The 25,443-nt window shown below is 50.5% G+C and carries 16 protein-coding genes and 3 pseudogenes; 8 read left to right on the top strand and 11 right to left on the bottom strand.

Annotated features, from left to right (window positions below):
* Positions 1-3: 3 nt before the first annotated feature.
* The 7 genes from HGD79_RS08950 (at position 4) to HGD79_RS26975 (ending at position 9,226) form a co-directional block, all read left to right on the top strand.
* On the top strand, positions 4-747 hold the full coding sequence (locus HGD79_RS08950) for a C40 family peptidase (protein ID WP_000194779.1): 744 nt from the start codon (positions 4-6) through the stop codon (positions 745-747).
* Positions 744-1,316, top strand: coding sequence for a tail assembly protein (locus HGD79_RS08945; RefSeq protein ID WP_176553936.1), 573 nt, complete (start codon positions 744-746; stop codon positions 1,314-1,316). Before HGD79_RS08950 ends, HGD79_RS08945 begins: the two co-directional genes overlap by 4 nt.
* A 60-nt stretch (positions 1,317-1,376) precedes the next feature.
* Positions 1,377-4,775: a host specificity protein J gene (locus HGD79_RS08940; protein WP_168848368.1), complete on the top strand. Its 3,399-nt coding sequence runs from the start codon at positions 1,377-1,379 to the stop codon at positions 4,773-4,775.
* 66 nt (positions 4,776-4,841) lie between these two features.
* Positions 4,842-5,441, top strand: coding sequence for an Ail/Lom family outer membrane beta-barrel protein (locus HGD79_RS08935; protein ID WP_001230378.1), 600 nt, complete (start codon positions 4,842-4,844; stop codon positions 5,439-5,441).
* A gap of 64 nt (positions 5,442-5,505) precedes the next feature.
* Complete coding sequence (locus HGD79_RS08930; RefSeq protein ID WP_045133724.1) at positions 5,506-8,532, top strand: phage tail protein; 3,027 nt, start codon at positions 5,506-5,508, stop codon at positions 8,530-8,532.
* Positions 8,532-9,116, top strand: a complete 585-nt coding sequence (locus tag HGD79_RS08925) for a tail fiber assembly protein (protein WP_000885570.1) — start codon at positions 8,532-8,534, stop codon at positions 9,114-9,116. The genes HGD79_RS08930 and HGD79_RS08925 overlap by 1 nt, the downstream gene beginning before the upstream one ends.
* Positions 9,089-9,226, top strand: a complete 138-nt coding sequence (locus tag HGD79_RS26975; protein ID WP_348772621.1) for a nucleocapsid protein — start codon at positions 9,089-9,091, stop codon at positions 9,224-9,226. Before HGD79_RS08925 ends, HGD79_RS26975 begins: the two co-directional genes overlap by 28 nt.
* Here the strand turns inward: HGD79_RS26975 and HGD79_RS08920 are convergent.
* The gene (locus HGD79_RS08920) at positions 9,171-9,839 is read right to left on the bottom strand and encodes a class I SAM-dependent methyltransferase (protein WP_168848367.1); all 669 of its coding nucleotides are present in this window, start codon (positions 9,837-9,839) and stop codon (positions 9,171-9,173) included. The genes HGD79_RS26975 and HGD79_RS08920 overlap by 56 nt on opposite strands.
* A 149-nt stretch (positions 9,840-9,988) precedes the next feature.
* Here HGD79_RS08920 and HGD79_RS26590 point away from each other — a divergent pair.
* Positions 9,989-10,201 (top strand): annotated as a pseudogene (locus HGD79_RS26590) (tail fiber assembly protein); the annotation flags it as partial.
* A 182-nt stretch (positions 10,202-10,383) separates the two neighbouring features.
* Here HGD79_RS26590 and HGD79_RS08910 read toward each other — a convergent pair.
* The 10 genes and pseudogenes from HGD79_RS08910 to HGD79_RS26580 form a co-directional block, all read right to left on the bottom strand.
* Positions 10,384-11,868 carry an alpha/beta hydrolase gene (locus HGD79_RS08910; RefSeq protein ID WP_001226375.1) on the bottom strand — a complete coding sequence of 495 codons (1,485 nt, stop codon included), beginning with the start codon at positions 11,866-11,868 and terminating at the stop codon, positions 10,384-10,386.
* A gap of 186 nt (positions 11,869-12,054) precedes the next feature.
* Positions 12,055-13,008 (bottom strand): omptin family outer membrane protease OmpT, encoded by a 954-nt coding sequence (gene ompT, locus HGD79_RS08905; protein WP_001201825.1) that lies wholly within the window; start codon positions 13,006-13,008, stop codon positions 12,055-12,057.
* Positions 13,009-13,522: 514 nt separating this feature from the next.
* Positions 13,523-14,284, bottom strand: a complete 762-nt coding sequence (gene envY, locus HGD79_RS08900) for a DNA-binding transcriptional regulator EnvY (protein WP_001177469.1) — start codon at positions 14,282-14,284, stop codon at positions 13,523-13,525.
* A gap of 182 nt (positions 14,285-14,466) precedes the next feature.
* Positions 14,467-15,357: a DUF4434 family protein gene (locus HGD79_RS08895; protein ID WP_001224566.1), complete on the bottom strand. Its 891-nt coding sequence runs from the start codon at positions 15,355-15,357 to the stop codon at positions 14,467-14,469.
* Complete coding sequence (gene nfrA, locus HGD79_RS08890; protein ID WP_001580085.1) at positions 15,358-18,330, bottom strand: bacteriophage adsorption protein NfrA; 2,973 nt, start codon at positions 18,328-18,330, stop codon at positions 15,358-15,360.
* Positions 18,317-20,554, bottom strand: a pseudogene (nrfB, locus tag HGD79_RS08885) (cyclic di-3',5'-guanylate-activated glycosyltransferase NrfB). The gene nfrA and the pseudogene nrfB overlap by 14 nt, the downstream one beginning before the upstream one ends.
* Positions 20,555-20,822: 268 nt before the next feature.
* Positions 20,823-21,959, bottom strand: coding sequence for an ISAs1-like element ISEc1 family transposase (locus HGD79_RS08880; protein WP_168848366.1), 1,137 nt, complete (start codon positions 21,957-21,959; stop codon positions 20,823-20,825).
* Positions 21,960-22,923: 964 nt separating this feature from the next.
* Positions 22,924-23,211: a hypothetical protein gene (locus tag HGD79_RS26585; protein ID WP_247653387.1), complete on the bottom strand. Its 288-nt coding sequence runs from the start codon at positions 23,209-23,211 to the stop codon at positions 22,924-22,926.
* Positions 23,212-23,245: 34 nt separating this feature from the next.
* A complete protein-coding gene (locus HGD79_RS08870) occupies positions 23,246-23,470 on the bottom strand; it encodes a hypothetical protein (RefSeq protein ID WP_241040720.1) in 225 nt (74 codons plus the stop codon).
* A gap of 32 nt (positions 23,471-23,502) precedes the next feature.
* Positions 23,503-25,421, bottom strand: a pseudogene (locus tag HGD79_RS26580) (RHS repeat domain-containing protein); the annotation flags it as partial.
* Between the last annotated feature and the right edge of the window lie 22 nt (positions 25,422-25,443).

Genomic DNA, 25,443 nt, shown 5'->3' with positions numbered 1-25,443 from the left:
CCCATGACACAGACAGAATCAGCGATTCTGGCGCACGCCCGGCGATGTGCGCCAGCGGAGTCGTGCGGCTTCGTGGTAAGCACGCCGGAGGGGGAAAGATATTTCCCCTGCGTGAATATCTCCGGTGAGCCGGAGGCGTATTTCCGTATGTCGCCGGAAGACTGGCTGCAGGCAGAAATGCAGGGTGAGATTGTGGCGCTGGTCCACAGCCACCCCGGTGGTCTGCCCTGGCTGAGTGAGGCCGACCGGCGGCTGCAGGTGCAGAGTGATTTGCCGTGGTGGCTGGTCTGCCGGGGGACGATTCATAAGTTCCGCTGTGTGCCGCATCTCACCGGGCGGCGCTTTGAGCACGGGGTGACGGACTGTTACACGCTGTTCCGGGATGCTTATCATCTGGCGGGGATTGAGATGCCGGATTTTCATCGCGAGGATGACTGGTGGCGTCACGGTCAGAATCTCTATCTGGATAATCTGGAGGCCACAGGGCTGTATCAGGTGCCGTTGTCATCAGCACAACCGGGCGATGTGCTGCTGTGCTGTTTTGGTTCATCGGTGCCGAATCATGCCGCCATTTACTGTGGTGATGGCGAGCTGCTGCACCATATTCCTGAACAACTGAGCAAACGAGAGAGGTATACCGACAAATGGCAGCGACGCACACACTCCCTCTGGCGTCATCGGGCATGGCGCGCATCTGCCTTTACGGGGATTTGCAACGATTTGGCCGCCGCATCGACCTTCGTGTGAAAACGGGGGCTGAAGCCATCCGCGCACTGGCCACACAGCTCCCGGTGTTTCGTCAGAAACTGAGCGACGGCTGGTATCAGGTACGGATTGCCGGGCGGGACGTCAGCACGTCCGGGTTAACGGCGCAGTTACATGAGACTCTGCCTGATGGCGCTGTGATTCATATTGTTCCCAGAGTCGCCGGGGCCAAGTCAGGTGGCATATTCCAGATTGTCCTGGGGGCTGCCGCCATTGCCGGATCATTCTTTACCGCCGGAGCCACCCTTGCAGCATGGGGGGCAGCCATTGGGGCCGGAGGTATGACCGGCATCCTGTTTTCTCTCGGTGCCAGTATGGTGCTCGGTGGTGTGGCGCAGATGCTGGCACCGAAAGCCAGAACTCCCCGTACACAGACAACGGATAACGGCAAACAGAACACCTATTTCTCCTCACTGGATAACATGGTTGCCCAGGGCAATGTTCTGCCCGTTCTGTACGGTGAAATGCGCGTGGGGTCGCGGGTGGTCTCTCAGGAGATCAGCACGGCAGACGAAGGGGATAGTGGTCAGGTTGTGGTGATTGGTCGCTGATGCAAAATGTTTTATGTGAAACCGCCTGCGGGCGGTTTTGTCGTTTATGGAGCGTGACGAATGGGTAAAGGCAGCAGTAAGGGGCATACCCCGCGCGAAGCGAAGGACAACCTGAAGTCCACGCAGCTGCTGAGTGTGATCGATGCCATCAGCGAAGGGCCGGTTGAAGGTCCGGTGGATGGATTAAAAAGCGTGCTGCTGAACAGTACGCCGGTGCTGGACAGTGAGGGGAATACCAATATCTCCGGCGTCACGGTGGTGTTCCGGGCAGGTGAGCAGGAGCAGACACCGCCGGAGGGATTTGAATCCTCCGGCTCCGAGACGGTGCTGGGTACGGAAGTGAAATATGACACGCCGATCACCCGGACCATCACGTCGGCAAACATTGACCGTCTGCGTTTTACTTTCGGCGTGCAGGCACTGGTGGAAACCACCTCAAAGGGTGATCGGAATCCGTCGGAAGTCCGCCTGCTGGTTCAGATACAGCGTAATGGTGGCTGGGTGACGGAAAAAGACATCACCATTAAGGGCAAAACCACGTCGCAGTATCTGGCCTCGGTGGTGGTGGATAACCTGCCGCCGCGCCCGTTTAATATCCGGATGCGCAGGATGACGCCGGACAGCACCACAGACCAGCTGCAGAACAAAACGCTCTGGTCGTCATACACCGAAATCATCGATGTGAAACAGTGCTACCCGAACACGGCACTGGTCGGTGTGCAGGTGGACTCGGAGCAGTTCGGCAGCCAGCAGGTGAGCCGTAATTATCATCTTCGCGGGCGCATTCTGCAGGTGCCGTCGAACTATAACCCGCAGACGCGGCAATACAGCGGTATCTGGGACGGAACGTTTAAGCCAGCATACAGCAACAATATGGCCTGGTGTCTGTGGGATATGCTGACCCACCCGCGCTACGGCATGGGGAAACGTCTTGGTGCGGCGGATGTGGATAAATGGGCGCTGTATGTCATCGGCCAGAATTGCGACCAGTCAGTGCCGGACGGCTTTGGCGGCACGGAGCCGCGCATCACCTGTAATGCCTGGCTGACCACACAGCGCAAGGCGTGGGATGTGCTCAGTGATTTCTGCTCGGCGATGCGCTGTATGCCGGTATGGAACGGGCAGACGCTGACGTTCGTGCAGGACCGGCCATCGGATAAGGTGTGGACCTATAACCGCAGTAATGTGGTGATGCCGGATGATGGCGCGCCGTTCCGCTACAGCTTCAGCGCCCTGAAGGACCGCCATAATGCCGTTGAGGTGAACTGGATTGACCCGGATAACGGCTGGGAGACGGCGACAGAGCTTGTGGAGGACACGCAGGCCATTGCCCGTTACGGTCGTAACGTCACGAAGATGGATGCCTTTGGCTGTACCAGCCGGGGGCAGGCACACCGAGCCGGGCTGTGGCTGATTAAAACGGAACTGCTGGAAACGCAGACCGTGGATTTCAGCGTGGGCGCAGAAGGGCTTCGCCATGTGCCGGGCGATGTCATTGAAATTTGCGATGATGACTATGCCGGTATCAGCACCGGCGGGCGCGTGCTGGCGGTGAACAGCCAGACCCGGACGCTGACGCTCGACCGTGAAATCACGCAGCCATCCTCCGGTACCACGCTGATAAGCCTGGTTGACGGAAGTGGCAATCCGGTCAGCGTGGAGGTTCAGTCCGTCACCGACGGTGTGAAGGTGAAAGTGAGCCGTGTTCCTGACGGCGTTGCCGGATACAGCATATGGGGGATGAAGCTGCCGACGTTGCGCCAGCGCCTGTTCCGCTGTGTGAGTATCCGTGAGAACGACGACGGCACGTATGCCATCACCGCCGTGCAGCATGTACCCGAAAAAGAAGCCATCGTGGATAACGGGGCGCACTTTGACGGCGACCTGAGCGGCACGGTGAATGGCGTCACGCCGCCCGCGGTGCAGCACCTGACTGCCGAAGTCACCGCAGACAGCGGGGAATATCAGGTACTGGCCCGCTGGGACACGCCGAAGGTGGTGAAGGGCGTGAGTTTCCTGCTTCGCCTGACCGTGGCAGCGGATGACGGCAGTGAGCGGCTGGTCAGCACGGCCCGGACGACGGAAACCACATACCGCTTCACGCAGCTGGCGCTGGGAAACTACAGGCTGACAGTCCGGGCGGCAAATGCCTGGGGACAGCAGGGCGATCCGGCATCGGTATCGTTCCGGATCGCCGCACCGGCAGCGCCGTCGCGGATTGAGCTGACGCCGGGCTATTTTCAGATAACCGCCACGCCGCATCTTGCCGTTTATGATCCGACGGTACAGTTTGAGTTCTGGTTCTCGGAAAAGCGGATTGCGGATATCAGGCAGGTTGAAACCACAGCACGCTATCTTGGTACGGCGCTGTACTGGATAGCCGCCAGTATCAATATCAAACCGGGCCATAATTATTATTTTTACGTTCGCAGTGTGAACACCGTTGGCAAATCGGCATTCGTGGAGGCTGTCGGTCGGGCGAGCGATGATGCGGAAGGTTACCTGGATTTTTTCAAAGGCAAGATAACCGAATCTCATCTCGGCAAGGAGTTGCTGGAAAAAGTCGACCTGACGGAGGATAACGCCAGCAGACTGGATGAGTTTTCGAAAGAGTGGAAGGATGCCAACGATAAATGGAATGCCATGTGGGCTGTCAAAATTGAGCAGACCAAAGACGGCAAACATTATGTCGCGGGACTTGGCCTCAGCATGGAGGATACAGAGGAAGGCAAACTGAGCCAGTTTCTGGTTGCCGCTAACCGTATCGCGTTTATTGACCCGGCAAACGGGAATGAAACGCCGATGTTTGTGGCGCAGGGCAACCAGATATTCATGAACGACGTGTTCCTCAAACGCCTGACGGCTCCCACCATTACCAGCGGCGGTAATCCTCCGGCATTTTCCCTGACACCGGACGGAAAGCTGACCGCTAAAAATGCAGATATCAGTGGCAGTGTGAATGCGAACGCCGGGACGCTCAACAACGTCACGATTAATGAGAACTGTCAGATTAAGGGGAAACTGTCAGCCAACCAGATTGAAGGCGATATTGTCAAAACGGTCAGCAAGTCTTTCCCCCGCACGAACAGTTATGCCAGCGGCACCATCACGGTAAGAATCAGTGATGATCAGAAATTTGACCGGCAGGTCATGATACCGCCAGTGTTATTCCGCGGTGGTAAGCATGAGAATTTCAACAGTAATAACCAACAGTCATACTGGTATTCAACCTGCCGGTTAAGAGTGACCCGCAATGGTCAGGAGATTTTTAATCAGTCCACGACGGATGCTCAGGGCGTATTTTCTTCAGTTATAGATATGCCTGCCGGACAGGGGACACTGACACTGACATTCACCGTATCTTCATCAGGAGCGAATAACTGGACACCAACAACCAGTATCAGCGATCTGCTGGTTGTGGTGATGAAGAAATCCACAGCAGGTATCAGTATCAGCTGAATTTTATAACCCATAACGGGCGTCAGAAATGACGCCTTTTTTATTGCAGAAAAGCGAGAGGTAATTATGCGTAAACTTTATGCCGCCATTTTGTCCGCAGCCATTTGTCTGGCCGTATCCGGTGCGCCTGCATGGGCGTCTGAACATCAGTCCACGCTGAGCGCGGGGTATCTTCATGCCTCGACGAACGTTCCCGGCAGCGATGATCTGAACGGGATTAACGTGAAATACCGTTATGAGTTTACGGACACACTGGGGCTGGTGACGTCATTCAGCTATGCAGGAGACAAGAATCGCCAGCTGACCCGTTACAGCGATACCCGCTGGCATGAAGATTCCGTTCGTAACCGCTGGTTCAGCGTGATGGTGGGGCCGTCTGTGCGCGTGAATGAATGGTTCAGCGCGTATGCGATGGCGGGTGTGGCTTACAGCCGTGTGTCGACTTTCTCCGGGGATTATCTCCGCGTAACTGACAACAAGGGGAAAACGCACGACGTGCTGACCGGAAGTGATGACGGTCGCCACAGCAACACGTCTCTGGCGTGGGGAGCTGGCGTGCAGTTTAACCCGACCGAATCCGTGGCCATTGATATTGCTTATGAAGGCTCCGGCAGTGGCGACTGGCGCACTGACGGTTTCATCATGGGTGTCGGTTATAAGTTCTGATTAGCCAGGTAACACAGTGTTATGACAGCCCGCCGGTTCAGGCGGGCTTTTTTGTGGGGTGAATATGGCAGTAAAGATTTCAGGTGTACTGAAAGACGGCACAGGAAAACCGGTACAGAACTGCACAATCCAGCTGAAAGCAAAACGTAACAGCACCACGGTGGTGGTGAACACGCTGGCCTCAGAAAATCCGGATGAAGCCGGGCGTTACAGCATGGACGTTGAGTACGGTCAGTACAGCGTTATTCTGTTGGTGGAAGGATTCCCGCCGTCACATGCCGGGACCATCACCGTGTATGAAGATTCCCGACCCGGTACGCTGAATGATTTTCTCGGTGCCATGACGGAGGATGATGCCCGTCCTGAGGCACTGCGCCGTTTTGAACTGATGGTGGAAGAGGTAGCGCGTAACGCGTCCGTGGTGGCACAGAACACGGCAGCCGCGAAGAAGTCAGCCAGTGATGCCAGCACATCTGCCCGTGAGGCGGCAACCCATGCGACTGATGCTGCAGATTCAGCACGTGCAGCCAGCACGTCAGCCGGACAGGCCGCTTCGTCGGCTCAGTCAGCGTCTTCCAGCGCAGGAACGGCATCAACAAAGGCCACTGAAGCCTCAAAAAGTGCTGCCGCTGCAGAGTCCTCAAAAAGCGTGGCAGCTACCAGTGCCGGTGCGGCGAAAACGTCAGAAACGAATGCCGCAGCGTCAGAACAATCAGCCGCCACTTCTGCATCCACCGCGATCACGAAAGCGTCAGAAGCTGCCACCTCAGCCCGGGATGCGGCGGCCTCAAAAGAGGCAGCGAAATCATCAGAAACGAACGCATCCTTGAGCGCCAGTAGCGCAGCTTCCTCGGCAACGGCGGCAGGAAATTCCGCGAAGGCGGCAAAAACGTCCGAGACGAACGCCAGGTCTTCTGAGACGGCAGCGGGACAGAGCGCCTCAGCTGCGGCAGGCTCAAAAACAGCGGCTGCGTCGTCTGCCAGTGCCGCGTCAACAAGTGCCGGGCAGGCCTCAGCCAGTGCCACCGCCGCCGGAAAATCGGCAGAAAGCGCCGCATCATCCGCTTCAACAGCCACAACGAAGGCTGGCGAAGCCACTGAGCAGGCCACGGCAGCAGCGAGGTCAGCTTCCGCAGCGAAGACATCCGAAACGAACGCGAAAGCGTCGGAAACCCGTGCAGAATCCTCAAAAACGGCAGCGGCATCGTCCGCCAGTTCGGCGGCGTCATCGGCATCATCGGCGTCTGCTTCAAAAGATGAGGCGACCAGACAGGCGTCAGCAGCGAAGGGCAGCGCCACGACGGCATCCACAAAGGCGACAGAGGCAGCTGGTAGTGCGACGGCAGCAGCTCAGAGCAAAAGTACGGCGGAATCTGCAGCAACGCGCGCTGAGACAGCGGCAAAACGGGCAGAGGATATTGCATCCGCCGTGGCGCTTGAGGATGCGAGCACGACGAAAAAGGGGATAGTACAGCTCAGCAGTGCGACCAACAGCACTTCCGAGTCACTGGCGGCAACGCCAAAAGCAGTTAAGGCCGCGTATGACCTGGCTAACGGGAAATACACAGCACAGGATGCAACGACAGCACAGAAAGGGATAGTCCAACTAAGCAGCACGACCAACAGCACGTCTGAAACGCTGGCGGCAACGCCAAAGGCAGTAAAAGCAGCCAATGACAATGCTGAGAAACGTCTGCAGAAAGATCAGAACGGTGCGGATATCCCTGGCAAAGACACCTTTACGAAAAATATTGGTGCCTGCCGTGCCTTCGGTGGGTCAGTAAGCACAACAACAGGAAACTGGACGACTGCACAGTTTATCGAGTGGCTGGATTCTCAGGGAGCATTTAACCATCCATACTGGATGTGCAAGGGTTCCTGGTCTTATGGCAATAATAAAATCATTACTGATACTGGCTGCGGTAATATTCATCTCGCCGGAGCTGTCATTGAAGTAATGGGGATAAAGTCAGCGATGACGATCCGCATTACCACTCCGACCACATCCAGCGGTGGCGGAACAACCAACGCCCTGTTTACCTATATTAATCACGGAACAGATTATTCACCTGGCTGGCGAAGGGACTATAACTCCAGAAATAAGCCAACGGCATCAGAGATCGGGGCGCTACCGTCAGGTGGAACAGCAGTATCATCAGTTAATCTGGCTTCAAAAGGTCGGGTAGCCGCGCTGACAGACAATACGCAGGGGGCAGCAGGTCTTGAGTTATACGAGGTGTATAACAACGGATATCCAACAACGTATGGAAATATCATTCACCTGAAAGGGATGACAGCCGTTGGCGAAGGTGAGTTACTCATCGGCTGGAGTGGTACAAGCGGTGCTCATGCTCCGGCATTTATTCGTTCACGACGGGATACGACCGACGCAAACTGGTCGCCGTGGGCGCAGCTTTACACCTCGGCTCATCCTCCTGCAGAGTTTTATCCAGTCGGTGCACCAATCCCGTGGCCATCAGATACCGTTCCGTCTGGTTATGCCCTGATGCAGGGGCAGACTTTTGACAAATCTGCATACCCGAAACTTGCAGCCGCTTATCCGTCAGGCCTGATCCCTGATATGCGTAGCTGGACGATTAAGGGCAAACCTGCCAGTGGTCGGGCCGTATTGTCTCAGGAACAGGACGGCATTAAATCGCACACCCACAGCGCCAGCGCATCCAGTACGGATTTGGGGACGAAAACCACATCGTCGTTTGATTACGGCACTAAATCCACGAATAACACCGGGGCGCATACGCACAGTGTGAGCGGTACAGCCGCAAGTGCCGGAAACCATACTCATAGTGTCACAGGCGCATCAGCAGTCAGCCAGTGGTCACAAAATGGGTCAGTACATAAGGTAGTGTCTGCGGCCAGTGTGAATACAAGTGCTGCAGGAGCGCACACTCATAGTGTCAGCGGCACCGCTGCATCTGCAGGTGCACACGCACATACTGTCGGTATTGGTGCTCATACGCACTCGGTTGCGATTGGCTCACATGGACACACCATCACCGTTAACGCTGCTGGTAACGCGGAAAACACTGTCAAAAACATCGCATTTAACTATATTGTGAGGCTTGCATAATGGCATTCAGAATGAGTGAACAAGCACGGACCATAAAAATTTATAATCTGCTGGCCGGAACTAATGAATTTATTGGTGAAGGTGACGCATATATTCCGCCTCATACAGGTCTGCCAGCAAACAGTACCGATATTGCACCACCAGATATTCCTGCTGGCTTTGTGGCTGTTTTCAACAGTGATGAGGCATCGTGGCATCTCGTTGAAGACCATCGGGGTAAAACGGTTTATGACGTAGCGTCAGGGGACGCGTTATTTATTTCTGAACTCGGTCCGTTACCGGAAAATGTTACCTGGTTATCGCCGGAAGGGGAGTTTCAGAAGTGGAACGGCACAGCCTGGGTGAAAGATGCAGAAGCAGAAAAACTGTTCCGGATCCGAGAGGCGGAAGAAACAAAAAACAGCCTGATGCAGGTAGCCAGTGAGCATATTGCGCCACTTCAGGATGCTGTAGATCTGGAAATCGCAACGGAGGAAGAAACCTCATTGCTGGAAGCCTGGAAAAAGTATCGGGTGTTGCTGAACCGTGTTGATACATCAACTGCACCTGATATTGAGTGGCCTACGAACCCTGTCAGGGAGTAATCATTGGGATTATGCCGCAGCACGTCTTAAGCAAGAACGTGCTGCGGTTGGATGCTATTTTTTCCCTGAAGCGGAAAGCATTACTACAGTACCTTGAACCTTGGTTTTAACATTCTCGAAATGCTCTGAGAGTATATGTGTTAAGCCTTCTTCGGAATCTTTTGTGTTTGAAAAGATGCCTTTCTGATTGTAAATACGCATCAGTTTTTGACCGAAGCTATTGTGCACAACTCCATCGCCAAGAATTGTGGCTCCGTATAGAGTTCCATCGTCAGTTAAGGCCTGCGCCGCATTGCGTATTACACAGCTTTTTGTAGATATATTTCCAGGCAGGCAGTGAAGAAGGTAAAACATGGAAATGGAATCAAATTGACCATGTAACGCCGCGGGATAAGGTTCAAAAACATCATGGCTAATTTTATGTTTAATTTTTGATTCCCCAGCCCTTGTAGATGCCGCGTTCAGGCTAGCTTCGTTCAAATCCATTAAAGATATCAGACTACTCTCAGGTACGTGAGTAAGGTAAAACCCAGTTCCAACACCAATATCCAGATGGTTGTTACCTAAATGTTCCAGAAAGTGTGGAAGAAGGTGTTCCTTTGTAGGACATCCCCATGCAAGCCGATTTGATACTCCCAAAACCCACCAGTCATAAAGCTTTAGGGTAAGTGGTGTGTAAATTTTAGCCCCATCATCTGTGTTTTTTTTCATTAATTTCACCATGTTATAGTTTTATTTGTGAATTAAATCAATTATGGCGATGAATTACAAGGGGTTAAATGCTGCCGCAGCATAGCGATATTGAAATAGCCTGGTATGCTTCGATACAGCAGGAGCCGAATGGCTGGAAGACCGTCACCACACAGTTCTACATCCAGGAATTCAGTGAGTATATTGCGCCACTGCAGGATGCTGTAGATCTGGAAATCGCAACGGAGGAAGAAAGATCGTTGCTGGAGGCATGGAATAAATATCGGGTATTGTTGAATCGTGTTGATACATCAGTAGCTCTGGGTATGAAGCTGTTTGTAACTCATGTTACAGTAACAGCCATTACTATCTCGAAGGTGCAAAATGTATATTGATTTGATATTTTATAAATTTACTTCGAATCTGGCACGTCAACTTTTGATTAAAGTAATATCAGTTTTCGGCGAAAAAGGACCGTGTACATGAGACGATTTCATACAAGAATAACAAAAATATGAATATGCTCCCAATGCAATATATGTTTTGCATTGGGAGCAAATAGCGGAATATTTTGAAATTATTGTATTTCTGCTTCAGAATTTCCTGGGCAGTATATATTTTCTATTTTTTGTGGAGTGATCAGGTGATGTACAACTGCTTTATCTACACATAAATTAACTCCGGTGAGAGCTAATGTATGCCCATCACCATTTATTGTTAGTAACGGGCTGGAAAATTTCTCTGCCATCTTACGGGCATTAATCCAGGGCGTTGTTGGGTCGTATTTGTGTGCTACAAACAGTAAACCAGAGGGCAGAACAGTATTTTTCAGGCGAGTTTTGTTCAGGTCGCTATGTATTGGCCATAATTCACAAAAATCAGGTGAATCGGAACGTCCATTGTCAAAGTTAATAGCCGGGAAGGCATTCGCAAGAGCGTCTTTTCGGGATTTTCGCTCTTCTGGTGTTAATTGCTCATCCCCCTGATCTACACAGAGGATTACCCCCGAAGCATCGCTTGACTCTTCTGAGGCTATCGGAGCACTGAGCGCAGTTTCAATTTCATTACTGACAATCCCCTGAGAGAACTGGCGTATGGCAGTTGCAAGGGTTGGCCATGATGAACGCCATAGCAGAAGGTCTGTTGTTAATGATATGAGTTCATCTGAAGATATATTTTCTCCCTTACTGTCTAATAAAGGTTTGTGATGTAATTTTGATAATAGCTCATGGAACTGAGTTATTGCCTTATCTCTGTCTGAAGAAAGCGGGCAACTTTTTGTACGCGCACACCAGGATGCAAAGCGATCAAACGTTTCCTGATAACTCTGTGCCTGTTTGAGTTGCCATGTGAAGTTGTCCTCCAGGTCATCGATATCGACGACTCCATCAAGAACGATAGATCTTACGTTGTAGGGAAAACGTTCTGCATATAAGGCTGCAATTTGAGTTCCATACGAATACGCCACGGCTGTCAGTTGTTTATCCCCCAAGGCTTGCCTAATACGATCAATATCGTATACAGCCTCGTTAGAGCCGATATGGCGAATGACTTCGGCTCCGGTATTATGGATACAGGCATTAATTTTATTTAATACTTGTTGCTTTTCAGTTATGTTTTCCTGAGTCTCTGTATCTGATTGCCGGCAGTTTATTGTCGGAGTGGACTGTCCGACGCCTCGAGGATCAAATCCAATAATATCCCATGACTCACGAAGATTTGTGACTGGCCAGTCAAAGTTAATATAAGGATTTATGCCTGGTAACCCGGGACCACCACTTATTATCAGGATACTTCCTTTATGCTTGCTTTTTGCCGGCAATTTTGTCAACGCTAGTTTGACTTGTGATTTTTTTTCATAAGAAGCATCTCCGCCTGTGTCTGTATATTTTAATGGAACAGACAAATAACCACATAGTAAGTCAGGAGACGGTTTTTCCTCACCAAACCAGTGGTTGAATTGACTGGCCATACAGGATTGCCACTGTATCTGCTGGGCAGATACGGTTACTGGTAGAAGTAACGTTAAAACAACTTTGAAATGAGTAATTATTTTTCGCATTGTGTCTCTGAATATCGGAATAAAGATAAGATTTGAATATATTGAGGTCTTGTGTTGCGGTAAGAGATTACACGTTATGACATAGGTTAAATGCTTACAAAATTAGTGGATATTGTCTACTTGTAACTGTAAACAAATTCCCCGGGGTTATACAATACCACCGGGGAGAAAATCTGGTTAACTTCGTTAAAAGGTGTACTTAAGACCAGCAGTAGTGATGAAGTTATAGTTTTCTATGCCTGCACCATTTTTGCTGTAGTCTGAAGTGTTATCATTGTGATCATAAAGTGAAGTATTACCTTTTTTATTCGTAACCCGATTCCATGCGCCTTCAACATAAACTTTTGCGTTAGGTGTTACGTAATAACCTGCATTGACTGCAACAGAATAGTAATTTTGGTCTTTGACTTTACTGCGATAAGTGATTCTTTTTCCTGGGTCATAGTGCTCATCGTTATCAGATGCTTCCACCCAGCCGCTGTATTTAAATGTGCCACCTAGCTCAAAATCTTCATAACGATAACTTCCAGTCAAGCCAATGTAGGGCATTTTAAAACGTTGTTTGTAGCCGATTGCTCTTTCTCCATTCGGGAAGGAGCCGATATCATCTCTGAATCCCTCCTCAGAACTGTAGATATAGGAACCACCTCTGGCTGTAAAGCTATAACGGCTTTCCTGATATCCGGCCATGAGTCCCAGGCGGTAATTGGGTTCGTTGAGGAGCCAGCCTTTGATATTCAGATCAAATTCGTTGGCATAATTGAGTTGTGTATCAGGGTGCCTACTTTCATCTGTCCAGGTTCCGGGGTTACTGGAATCCATCCAGTCCTGATCGACCATATTGCCACCTCGGCTGCCGAGAGTAGTCCAGCCCGCAGCCCCAATAGATATCTGGGGCATCAAATCCCAATTAATTGCACCTTTAATAATTGCAGCGTTATTGAATTTCCAGTCGAGTTGACTGACTTTTCGGCCTCCTTCTTCAGCTAGATAAACGCGCTCTTTTGTTTTTCCGCTCAGAGTTCCAAGACTAATGTCCGCATTTATGTTGTCAGGAGTAAACGATATAGTCTCGGTAGAAGCAAAAGAGCTGATCGCAATAGGGGTTGTCAGGACTATTCCCAGAAGTTTCGCCCGCATAAAAGTTCTCCATTCAATCGTTTTAATGATTGAATATGTATTTTTTATATCTAACTTAATGAGTCAATTACATATTGCTCCACTGTTTATATTTTGTTTAGTATTGAATGATTATCACAATGCGTCTATCTGTTTTTGGTTTAATTATCTGTTATTGTTTTATATTGCGGTTTTACTGTGTGGTTTTTTTATGCTTTTGTGGTGTTTTTATCTATTTAAGCGCCATGCCTTTAGAGGCATATAAGCGAAAATAGCATGAGGTTTATCCTCAATTGCTATGTTTTTTAGTACAAAAAAGAGGGACAAAACTGAGACACATAAGGCCTCACAATGGCTTGCAAGGCTTTACATGTTTTGAGGTAGTGGGACGTGTGAGCGCAGAGATGGCGCGGTAAGTTGTTGACTTAAAATGTCGTTCTAGGAACTTCTAAGTCGTGGGCCGCAGGTTCGAATCCTGCAGGGCGCGCCATTTCTTCTTCATTTATGCCCGTCTTATCCGTTTCCGCTTTGCCCTTCACCACATCACTTTTTGTCGCTGTTTGGCGAGATAATTCAACGGTGTCAGGCCGTAAAACGCCTTAAAAACAGAGATAAAGTATGACGTGCTGCTATAGCCACATAATTGCGCCACCTGAGTGATATTTTTGTTATCCATCAATAACATCTGTACGGCGTAACGCATACGACACTCTGTGACAATCTGGCTATAGCTGGTATTTTCGTTTTTTAATTTCTTTTTGAGCAGGCTGGGGCTTAAACATAGCGAACTGGCGACAATTCGCAGATTCCAGTAATGCTGAATATCGCTTTGAATAATGCGGCAGACGCTGTCGCGGACGCTGCTGCGTAAGATATACATCAGTAGGGCAATAAACCGCGATTGCTCAAGAAAGTTAGACAATACGGTAAAAAGCAATACGCGCGTCAACTCCGCTTCGCAGGGTTTGCTGGGTTGCTGCTTGCTGTGGTTGGCGGCTAGCCGGAACACTTCCGGTGTACGGCTATGACAAGCAATAACCGGGGTTGCCAGCCGCGACCAGGGCTTTACACAGGTTAAGTTCTTATTTAAAAACAACAGATAATCGTTGATGATGTTACGGTTGATGTGGGTGATTAATACGTGATTTAACGTTGAGAGTTCAATGACGTTATTGTTGCACGCGAAGGCGGCCAGGTAGTTTTTCGGAAGGGTAAACGTAGCATGGTTATTGACGCTTACCTCTACCTCTTTTTCGGTCAGGATCACCACGCAAGGTTCACTGCTGCTCAATTGCATTTCGCACTCCTCAGATATCAGAAACTCCGCTCAAAGGATCTATGCTTCCTGCATGAGTGATCGGCCCGTTCGCCGATAACGATCTTCTTTCTTTAGCACGCTTTTTAGCAATTAATCTTGATGGAATTCTGACGAGAGCGAAAGAGGTAAGCCAGGTCGTACCCGACTTACCTGGAGGAGATTTAATACTCGAGAATGCCGTGCGCGACGGGCAAATAGCGCAGAGAGAAATAGAGAGTGTCTTTACCGCAAGAGGAACGTTTCGCTAACAGCGAGGCGATCTCTGCATCCGGTTTCGGTTTCGCTGTAAAGGTTTTGCCTTTGCCGGCGACAAACAGTTCATAAACAATGCCGCTGGCAGGGGCGGGACTTTGGCAATCGGCGCTGGCCTGTAGATAACGTTCACGCTGTTCAGCGGTAAGTTTATCCACGCCGCTGCCATCCTGTACCCAGACATTAACGCCGGTTGCTTTAACGTGTTCCAGCAGTTGGCGATAGCCATCGGGCGACATGTTTCCGGCGAAAAAACTACTGATATAAACCGGTTTTGCTGAAACATCGCTAATCAGCCGCTGCGCGTTGTTTAACCATGTTAGCAAAGGCTGACGGGCAGCTTCGCTGCGCCAGTTCAGGTCGTCAATTTCCGCGCTGATGTACCAGCCATCCGGCGTTACGCCAGGCGCGGCGCTCCATAATCTGGCTTGCTGGAGATCGGCAGCCAGCAGGCGATTAAGATAGCTTTCCAGCGCTGCGGACGACTGTTTCTGGTGCATAAAAAATTCCGGATCGGCGTTCAGCCCGACAATCAGCTTCAGGCCAGCCTGTTGCGCAGCTGCGGCACGCTTAAACAATAACGCGCGCTGTTCTGGCTGGGTGAATGCATCGCCGTAACGGGTCCATTGCAAAACCAGGGTATCGAAGCCTTGCAAACGTAACTGACTCATCAGCCCCTGCCACTGGGTATCGGTAACCTGACTATCTCGGTTTTGTGGTTGCCAGATAATACCTTTCATCGCAAAGGAAAAAGGGCTGACCAAAAGCAGTGTCAGCAATACGAAAATGAACTTACGCATTTACCAGTGCACTCCAATGGTGAGAAACGCGTTGTTGCGCTCTCCGTTACGTTGATTAATCGCCTTAAAGGTATGTTGATACTCGACGCCGAGACTGACTTTGTGCGGCCAGGCGTCGTAGTGCGTCTCGCCGGTCCAGATATTCCAGCGGACTCCGACTCCGCCAAGCTGCGCGCCCTGAGTGCCTTTATCACGATAGCCGTTGTCCTGAACGTGAGCGTAAGGCTCAATAGTCTGTCCGTTAGCTACCTTCTGATGCCAGCTGACGCGATAATCTGCCGTCCACGCCTGAATATCCTGGCGGATATATTGCGCCGCATCGAGGTACAGGTTTTGGGCAAACCAGCCTGAACCGTTCGGGTGCCATTCGTCGCTGTATTTGCCGCCATTAAAGAATGAGGCGCTGGCGCGCAGCATGGTATCGGATGCGCCATTTTGGCCGTTCAGCGGCAACTGCTGTTCGACGGCGAGGAAAAAGATCTGATCGCGCAGCGGCTTCCAGCGCAGACCGGTGCCGGACATCGGATTTTTCACCGGCATCATCACCCCGTTTTCTCCGGTATCGGCAAAGACGCGGCTATAAACTGAGAGCAGGTCGCCTTCCAGCAGCATATTGCGTCCGATGCGGTACTCGGCTTCCAGTTGTCCGTAGCTACGATAGCTTTTCCCTGGCGCTGCGCCGCCGACATTATTGTTAGCGGTACTCATTGCGCCGGAACGCAAGCCGATGGAAGAATCGAAACTGAACGTCCAGCGGCGACCGACCTCCTCATGCAAACGGCGGAAATTGAAGCGTTTCTGATTTTGCTCTGGGGTCAGTGGGGTTATCAGCGCCTGATTATCAATGTCATCAATCACCAGCCGGGCGTAATGCTGCGTCGCAGGCATGTCATCCAGACGCTGGTTCACATAGGCCAGTTGTCGGATCAGTGCCGGATCGTCCGGAAGCCCTTTATGCGCCTGTTCGAGCATTTCCCGCGACTGTGCGATATCACCGCTATCCCACAAGGCGTAACCAAGCGCTGCCTGGATGTTGCTATTATTCGGTTCCAGTTCCAGCGCGGCGCGCAAATCACTCACCGCCGCCGGGACATTATGACGTTGGCGATAAATTGTCGCCCGCGCAACGTAAGCGTTGGCAGAAGGCGCAATATTGATTGAGCGCGTGAGATCGCTCAGTGCGAGTTCCGGCTGACCAGGAATGTAACGTTGCGCATGCAGCCACCAGTAGAGGGCATTGTTTCCCAGTCCACGTTGTTCTGCCTGTTGTAGCCAGCGATCGCGAGCTGCACCATTTCCTGCCGCCTGGGCGGTATTGGCAGCAGCAAGCAGATCCTCATTGCTCATGTCGTGAAGACTGATTTTCTGCCAGGCCGCCAGTGCGGTGGCGTAGTCCTCAACCTGATACGCCTGATAGGCTACCGCACGATGTTGCCAGGCGTTCGGTTGTCGTTGTTCGGCCTGAAGCCATGCATACAGCGCCACACCGGGTAGCGTGTCCCGATAACACTTTGCCAGACGGTTCCAGGCGGAAGCATCGTAGGAAGGCGACATATCGCCCAGCAAGCGAACTATTGCCGGGCAATTATCTGCAATACCCGGCAACTGACTTTGCCACTGACGTTGCTCCGCCAGCGGTAAGGGTTTCGATAAAATCGCCACCTTCGCCGGCGTTGCCAGGTAAGGATGACTTTCCAGCAGAGACGCCAGTCGCGCCATTAAAGTCTGGCTGACACGCGCATCGCCCTGGAAAGGATAGCGTTGCAGCAATAAATCGGCAGCTTCGCGTGACTGCTCGTTCTGCATCAGTTGCCAGGTCAGTTGATCCAGGCGGGTAAGATTTGCCGGTTCTTGCTGATACAGCAATCGTGCCAGACGCAGAGATTCAGCCTTGTTACGGGTCGCCACGCTGACAGCATAACGCTCCTCAAGCATTTCATTGGCGGGGAGGGTGGCGAGCAGTTTTTGCGCTGCGTCGTACTGACCTTCTTTTAACAGCACCGGTAGCGTCGCGCCAACAACATACTGGCGGTTATCGGCAAACTGCACCGTATAATTCGCCAATGCCTGAACGGGGTTGGCGCTGTATTTAGATAACAGATAGAGCCAACTTTTCTCTTGTGCGTCCGTGGTAAACAGCGGCTTATTTTCATTGAGATAATGCTGGAGGCGTGCTTTTTCGCCACGATAAGCCAGCGCGGTCGCGTAAGTAATATATGACTGAGGATCGGTGAAGATCCCCTGTGATTGCAGTGCCAGGATCCGATCGTCCAGCTGCCCGGCAAGAAGCACGTCAAACCACTGACGGCGTTCTGCCGCGCTTAATGTGTTCTGCTGGCGTGCTTCATTGTATAGCGTATCTGCCTGGGACCATTGTTTCAGGTAGATTGCCCGTTGCAGCAGATCGGTTCGCAGCGTTTTTCCTTCTGGCGATGCAGCAAACGTCGCATCGTTCAGTTGCGCTCTGGCGACAGGTAATTGTGCCAGCCGCAGGGCATTCTGCCCGACTTCACTGCGACAACGCAGGGTCGGCGCAGCGTCGCACGCTTTTTGCTGGGCAAGCAGTTCTTCAACAGTCGTAACGCTTTTCACTTCAACCGGAATAGCCGCCAGACTGCGCTCAAGTCGGGCATCTCCTGGGTGACGTTTCAGTTGATCCTCAAGCAACAGCCGCGCCCGGTCATCATGACCAAAATGGCGATAGGCTTCCGCAAGGTATAAAGTCAGCGGAATATTATCCGGCACCTGCTGGTGTATATATTCAAATTCGCGGATGGCGGTTGCTTCGTCGTTATTTTTCTGTGCCTTCAGCGCCTTATCGAGACGGGGATAAATAACAAAATGGCGATAATCGCTCAGCCCCAGCTCTTCTGCGCTGGTGCCGATATTGTCTGCGAGTGCGCTGGTACTCAATAAAGACGTCAGCAGTAAACCAGACCATCCGATGACGCGATTAAGGTTATTCTCCTTCATTTTCGGACTCCAGTTGCGCAACCTGTTCTGTGTTTAAACCTGCTTTGAGTAATAGTGATTGCATCGAAACTTGTAATTCGCGTTGAATTGTCAGGACGCGATCCAACGTTTCCTAGCTGATAACGCCTTCGGTGACCAAAAACTTGCCGAGCGGCAGAGAACTGCGTTCATGGCGCAATAACAACACGTTAATTGCTGAACGATTAATATGACCGAGCGTGGTCAGTATTTCGGCGAACAGGAACTGATGCGGCACATATTGCCGCCAGATTTCACCGGTCTGCTGTTCCGTGAGCCACTGATGCTGAACCGCATTGTACAACATTGCCCGCGGATCGTGACCGCGTCGGCGTGCATACCAGTGACGTAACCCCGTGACAATTTGTCCCCGCAGAACAATGACGTAACGCACTTTGCGTCCGACTTTACGCGTCAGGGCCGCCAGCGAAACCGGGTCAATACCATCTTCACTGCCGACAATTAACTCATCATTTTCCAGACGCAGCGGCAGTACTGCATAATGCAGCGCTACGGAGGCTGGCATTTCGGCAATCAGCGAGGACGGGATCTGCCAGGCATCGATGGATTCCCACGCCACGCCGTTTTGCTCTGCCAGCGCCTGTGCCAGCTGCTCGGCGCTAATCAGCCCCTGCATCAGCATTGAACCGCCCAGGCGTAGACCTTCGACGCGATTACGCAGTGCTGTATCGAGTTGTTCTTCAGTGATGACCTGATTTTCCAGCAGAATTTGGCCTAACGGGCGCAACGAGCGGGTATCGCCAGTCACGCTGGGGAAGTCATGCGTTGTTTTATCCCACGCGACGCGACGTGGATCGCCGTGTTGAAGTACCTGTTTTAGCGCGCGCCAGTTGGCCATGAAGTTAATCAGGTTGCCCCAGAAAAGACGCAGGACAGATAGCAGCCCCTGCGTCAGACCGTAGTAGCCAGTGACGAAAATCACCCGCTGCACGATGCGGTTAACCATCAAGCCAAAGTTTAGCCACAGCAGGGTCATTAACCATGCGCTGCCGCTAAAAATAGAAAGGAAATGCCAGGCATTGGGCCACAAACTTTCATACGCCAGCAACAGCAAAAGCTGGAGCATCACCAGCATCGCGAGGAAGCTGACAAAGTTACTGATTGCCCCTTTGCGGTCGCGCCAGAGAAAGTAGTTCAGCGTCAGGCTGGAGGTCCATTTGTGGGTTTTAAAGCCCTGGAAAACAATGCCGATGATCCAGCGAGATTTTTGTCGAACTGCAGTCGAAAAGGTATCGGGGAAATATTCGCGCACGCAGATCATGTTTGACGTCCGTGCGTGCTGTAAAAATTTGCGCTGCTCGCGTTCTTTGGCTTCGTCCACCACCGGAAAACGGACAAAAATTTCCGTCATACCTTTCTCTTTCAGGCGGAAACCAATGTCGTAATCTTCAGTCAGACTCTGCACGTCGAAAGCAATACCGTCACCGTCAGCTAACAGAGCGGTCACGGCGCGGCGGCTGAAACAGGTGCCGACGCCTGCGCTGGGCACTTGTCCGGCGAGGGCTTCACGCACCGGAACATCTTTGCCATGCAGCTCTGAAAACTCATCAATGTAAGTCATGCTGGTGAAGTGCGTCCATTCGCGTTCGAACGGATACACCGGGATCTGAATCAGATCTTTACGCTCGACCAGATAGTTGAACAGACGCAATTCCATCGGTGAAATCACATCTTCGGCGTCATGCAGAATAAAACCAGCAAAAGCGAAATTGGCGCTACGTTCAAACTGGGTGATGGCGTCCAGCACGTTGTTCAGACAGTCGGCTTTGCTGGTGGGACCAGGACGCGCGCAGACTACCTTATGCACGTTCGGAAAGCGAGCGCACACTTCGTCAACATCACGTTGAGTATCGGGGTCGTTGGGGTAGGTGCCAACAAAGATATGATAGTTTTCGTAGTCGAGCGTGGTCGCCGCCAGCTCGGCCATATTGCCGATGACGCCCGTTTCATTCCACGCCGGAACCATAATCGCTAACGGTTTTTCATCTGGTTTATACAGTTCGCGGTAACTCATTCGCGGGTAGCGGCGATAAACACTCAACTTGCGTTTAATGCGGCGTACCCAGTAGACGACATCAATAAAAAAATCGTCCAGCCCGCTGATGAACATGATGACCGCTAACGTTATCGCGATTACTTTTAAGCCGTAGAGCCAGGTTGCAAAAACATCAAGAAGCCAGTCCACACAAAAACCTTACATTAACGCTGGTTATGTTTAGGGTGGCGTATATTAAGGTTTTTTATGAATTGTGACAGCTTTTTACCATTAATAGGTATGACTATTGCGGCACGTTATTTTTACACTGGTTATAAAAGTTGCCGTTTGCGTAGAATGTAGACAAAAGCATGGTGTCAAGGAGGGGAGGTTAACGTCATAGTGAAAAGGAGCGGTGGCACCGAGCAGGTCATAATGTAGTGGAAGTGCCTGGAGGAGGTGAGCAGGCAGGGCAAGATTACGAAAGCCCGCTCCCCGCAAGGACTGACGCGAGATAGTTTCTGTCCATGGCTGCTTTTCGCATCTTACGTCTTAACCCTGCCTTGAATACCTTATCATTCGTTAAAATATTAATAGCGATGTGCCGTATCCCTGAAAATAATTCTGCGGCGTTTCCTCTTCTTATTTTGCAGTCGTCTTCATTCATTACCACGTCCAGACGCCAGTGCAGCTTATTCTCCACGTGCCAGTGGTTTCGGATTGCTGTGGCGAACTTCTCTGCGGTTAAATCAGCAGAACTGATATAATATCTGACCATCATTTCGGGCTCTTTCTTTTGTTCTGCTATTATTGACCGAAAGGAGACTGCCACGCATAATTTCTTCAGACCTTTCCATTCAAACGTGAAATCAATAAGTTCATCAGGGACATCGCAAACAATATGAAGACGGATTTCTTCTCTGCCGTGACTCTTTTCACTGATTGCGTAACTGTCATGCTCTGGATTATTTAATTCTTTCAGCGGAAATTTTTCCTCAAAGGCTTTATTTAGCCGCCCCTGGTTTCCTTTTACCGCGAATAAATAATCACCTCCCTGTTTTTGTATCTTCTCTGCAATATCTTTCTGGCAACCCATCGCATCAGTTGTGATGATTTTTCCTTTAATATCCAGCATGTTAAGAAGTTCTGGGATAGCTGTAATCTCATTAGATTTCTCATCCGTCTTGATCTGTCCGATGACCAGACTGTGCATTGTTGAGAACGCACTAATGACATGAATCGCTCCCCTGCGGCGACTCTTGTCATAAGAGTGCCGGAGCGTTTTTCCATCAATTGCAATGACGTCTTTATCATCTGAAGAATGGCAGTCACGCATCCAGTTAATAAAGCACTCATGAAATTTTGCAGGACTGATACAGGATACAACTCTGGCAATAGTATCGTGAACAGGAATACCATTTTCAAAATCACCATATTGCTTCAAGAAATCGAGATGTGTTTCCCCGAAATCCTCTATATCTTCCCAACTTTCTGCACCAGAAATAACGGCACAAATAGTCAACAATAGAATATCCGATAATTTATGTTCCACTTTCCAGGCTTGTCTGTAATCGGGGATAATAGAAATATGTTCCATCAATTTTTTAAGTTCCATTTTGTTCTCCTTAATTATGTAAGGAGTATTTGATCATGTATAAGCAATAAAAAACAGCTTCAGGTAATAAGGAATATCTCAATTTTTAAACATAAAATGCTAATTATTTAGTACAAAAAGTGAACTTCTGATGATCTTTCCTTGGTTAATATCCAGGCATCATGTTACGTGACATGGTGTAGCTATTGAAAAACTACGTTAGCGGATATTTGTTTGCCTCCTTTTTTTTACCCAGCATACCCCATCCCAACAATTTGAATTAAATGTCGTAAAATTGATAACTTCTTTACCTTTTGAAAAATATGTTATTGGGCAAAACTCATCTCCACTTAATGGTTTAAAGCTGGTTATTATGTCACAATTTAATTGTTGTGATAGTGATTGAGCGATGAAATCAGTTAGAGATGGAAGATACTTGCTTTCAATCGATGTTGTTGATGTGCCGAAATCAACTTCATAAGAAAAATCAATCTTCGCTAGTAATTCAATATATTCTGCATCTTTGTCAATAAAAGATGTGTCATAAGTAATGTTTTTTTATACTCATTTACATCAAAGTAGTCATATTTTAATATCGAAAAGTCAATGTCTAGAGCATTTACAAACTTATAAATACTATCGGTTAGTTTACTTTTATCTTTATACTCTATGAGTATACTTGATTTGGTGATCATATTTTTAAAATCTCCAAAAAGGTTCTAAAACGGATTGATCAATCACTTCAACTCGAGCTGTTGAATTATTAGGTTTGAAGTTTCCAAAGAATTCATGAAATTCCTCAAGTGTATTTTTGGAATTGGAACTTCTAATTACCAGGACGATACCATTATCTCCCACCAGGCCAACTCCCTTGTTAACATTTTTTACCTCATGATATACCTCATATAATGTAGCATTATTTCTAAGATAAAAATTACGAAGTTCATTGTTAAAAGATGGGTATTGTCCCGTTCTACATATTGGATTAATCTTTTTTTATTTCTTTTTGTAATAAGGCCAATGCACACTCGCCAGCAATAATTTCATCAAATAAGTATTCCAATGTTCCTCTTAACACTAAAGCACGACAATCATTTTCCGTAGTGCGTTTAATAAATAACTCTTTTTCAATATATAACTCTTGCATAACTTCAGAATTTGAAGATAGAAATTGGCAGCGGCATGGGAACTCAAGATGTTCATTGTATAAAACGCTAAAAACTATGTTTCCCGCAATAATAAATATATCTTTTATCGGCAGAATTATATTCATCACAACCCCTTGTCTTTCAATATTTTGAGTATTGCTACATCCTCATCAGATAACCCAAGCATTTTTTGTGTCTTATCATGAAATCCTTAACGTGCGTTTCTGCACTCCCTAGTCCATAACGTCCTAATTTTTCAGCTATTCCTAGTTTCTCTTGTGTACCATGTAAAAACTCTTCAAGAATAGCGGCTTTACTCGGATTTGAACGAACAATAATCGTCATGTCTAATACCGAAGCTTCGGCTCCAAAATGTTCAAGCATTCTGAATTCATCTGAGCCTGGTAATGCTATTATTAAATGTCTTTTCCGCGATATAGCCGCCAGAAGTTCTGGGGCTGCCTTCTCAACCCCATGAGATCACTGGAGCTATTCATCATTTTAGATAATGAAGCTCCTTTATTTAATCCTAAGGGATCTATCCATCTTAAAGGATTCGGCACATACCGGTAAGTCTGCTCCCCTCCCTGCAACCCCAGTGGATCACTCACCAGGTACATCCCGCTCTCCGGCTCGTAATACCGGAACCGGTTATAGCACAGCCCCGATTCCGCATCCCGCCACTGCCCCGCATACAGCAGGCCGGGGTCGGCTTCCGGGTCCAGTTCCCCGCGCGGGTCCGGGTAGCCGGTGTCTGCGGGCAGGCTGAGTGCCAGCCCCCACAGGCTGGTCTGCCCGGTCGCCAGACGGTTTTACCTTCACTGTTAAAGAGCATCAGCGGACGGCCCGTCAGGTCGCTCACCGCATGATTCGTCCGCGTCACCCACTGCGGGGCCACGGACGGGTGCGGCTGCCGTACCCGGCTGAACTGCTGGCTTATCAGCTCAAAGCCGTTAAACACCAGGTGCCGTACGCTGTACAGTTCATCATCGCGGTATTCCCGGATTTCCGCAATACTGTCGCCGTCCCACAGGTACGTGAAGCGGATTTTCTTCCGGTCGCAGCGTTTCTCTGTTCGTCTGCCGCTGGCGTCGTGGCGGTATTCCCACAGCTCCCCCTGTGCGCTGCAATACCCGGTCAGCTGGTCCCGGCTGTCCCACCGGAACCGCTCTGTTTCCGGGCGGTAGCCGTCACGGTGTTTTGTCCGGCTGACCATCCGGCCTGCGGCGTCATAGTCATACTGCGTGTTTCCGGCCTGTTTCAGCCGGTGGCCTCCGGCATACTGGTCAGTCTCTTCACTTATCCGGTGCCTGCCCGCAGACTGCGCCTTCAGGTAGCCGCAGCTGTCATAGCCATAAGTCTCGTCGCCTTCGCCATAGCCCAGCCCGGTGCCTGAGGCTGTCACCGCCGTGACCTGGCCGTTCCGGTCCAGCCGGTATTCCCGCCGGGTTTCCCGTCCGTAATCTTCCCGGCTGGTGACGCCTGACACATTACCCGCGCTGTCGTAACGGTACTCCCGCGCCAGTGACGGAACCAGCCCGCCCCATGTGGCTTCTTCCGGGAAAAAACCGGCGCGCTGACTGACAGGCTGACCGGCTGCATTCCAGCCCTGTTCACAGGCAAAACCCCGGTTACTGTGCCGGAGCACTTCACGTCCTGCCTCATCACGGCTGAACGTCAGCGTCTCATCCCCCGGCAGGATAACCTCCGTCAGTTCTCCGGCGGCGTTGTAGCGGTACGTGGTTTTCAGCAGGGATTCACCGGGGTGTCTGTCGCGTTCATCTTCCGGTGGCAGGATACAGCGGATGACGGTGTGTTCATCGGGGTAGTGGTATTCAATGGCCCGTCGGCCCTGAGTGGTGACATTCACCCGCCCGCGTTCATCATAGCCGGTGCGCTGTGATGTACCGTCCGGGCTGAAGATACCCGTCAGCCTGCCGGATTTGTCATACGCATACTGCGTTTTGCCTTCCGGCGTGATGATTTCTGCCAGGCGGCCTGCGGCGTCCCGGCTGTAGAGGATAGTTTCCTCCAGGCCGTTAACCCTGGCGGTACACAGGCCATCGGCGTCATAGCGGTAACGCCAGACCACGCCGCCCCAGTCATGCTCTTCCGTCACCCGGCCACAGTTATCCAGAACATAAAGGTATGATTCGCCCTGCAGGTTAATGACTTCTGTCAGTTGCAGCGTGTCTTTATCGTAGCGGTACTGCCAGCGGTGGCCTTCACCGTCCGTTCGCGCCACCGGCAAATCGAACGGGCCGTATTCCATCGTCCAGTCAACGCCGTTGCCGTCCGTCCAGGCCAGCAGGTTGCCGTGGCGGTCATAGCGGTACGGGTTAGATGTTCAATGCATT

This window comes from Escherichia sp. SCLE84 (genome assembly GCF_012584495.1).
GTDB lineage: Bacteria > Pseudomonadota > Gammaproteobacteria > Enterobacterales > Enterobacteriaceae > ECMA0423.
This window is presented reverse-complemented; position numbering and strand designations above follow the sequence as displayed.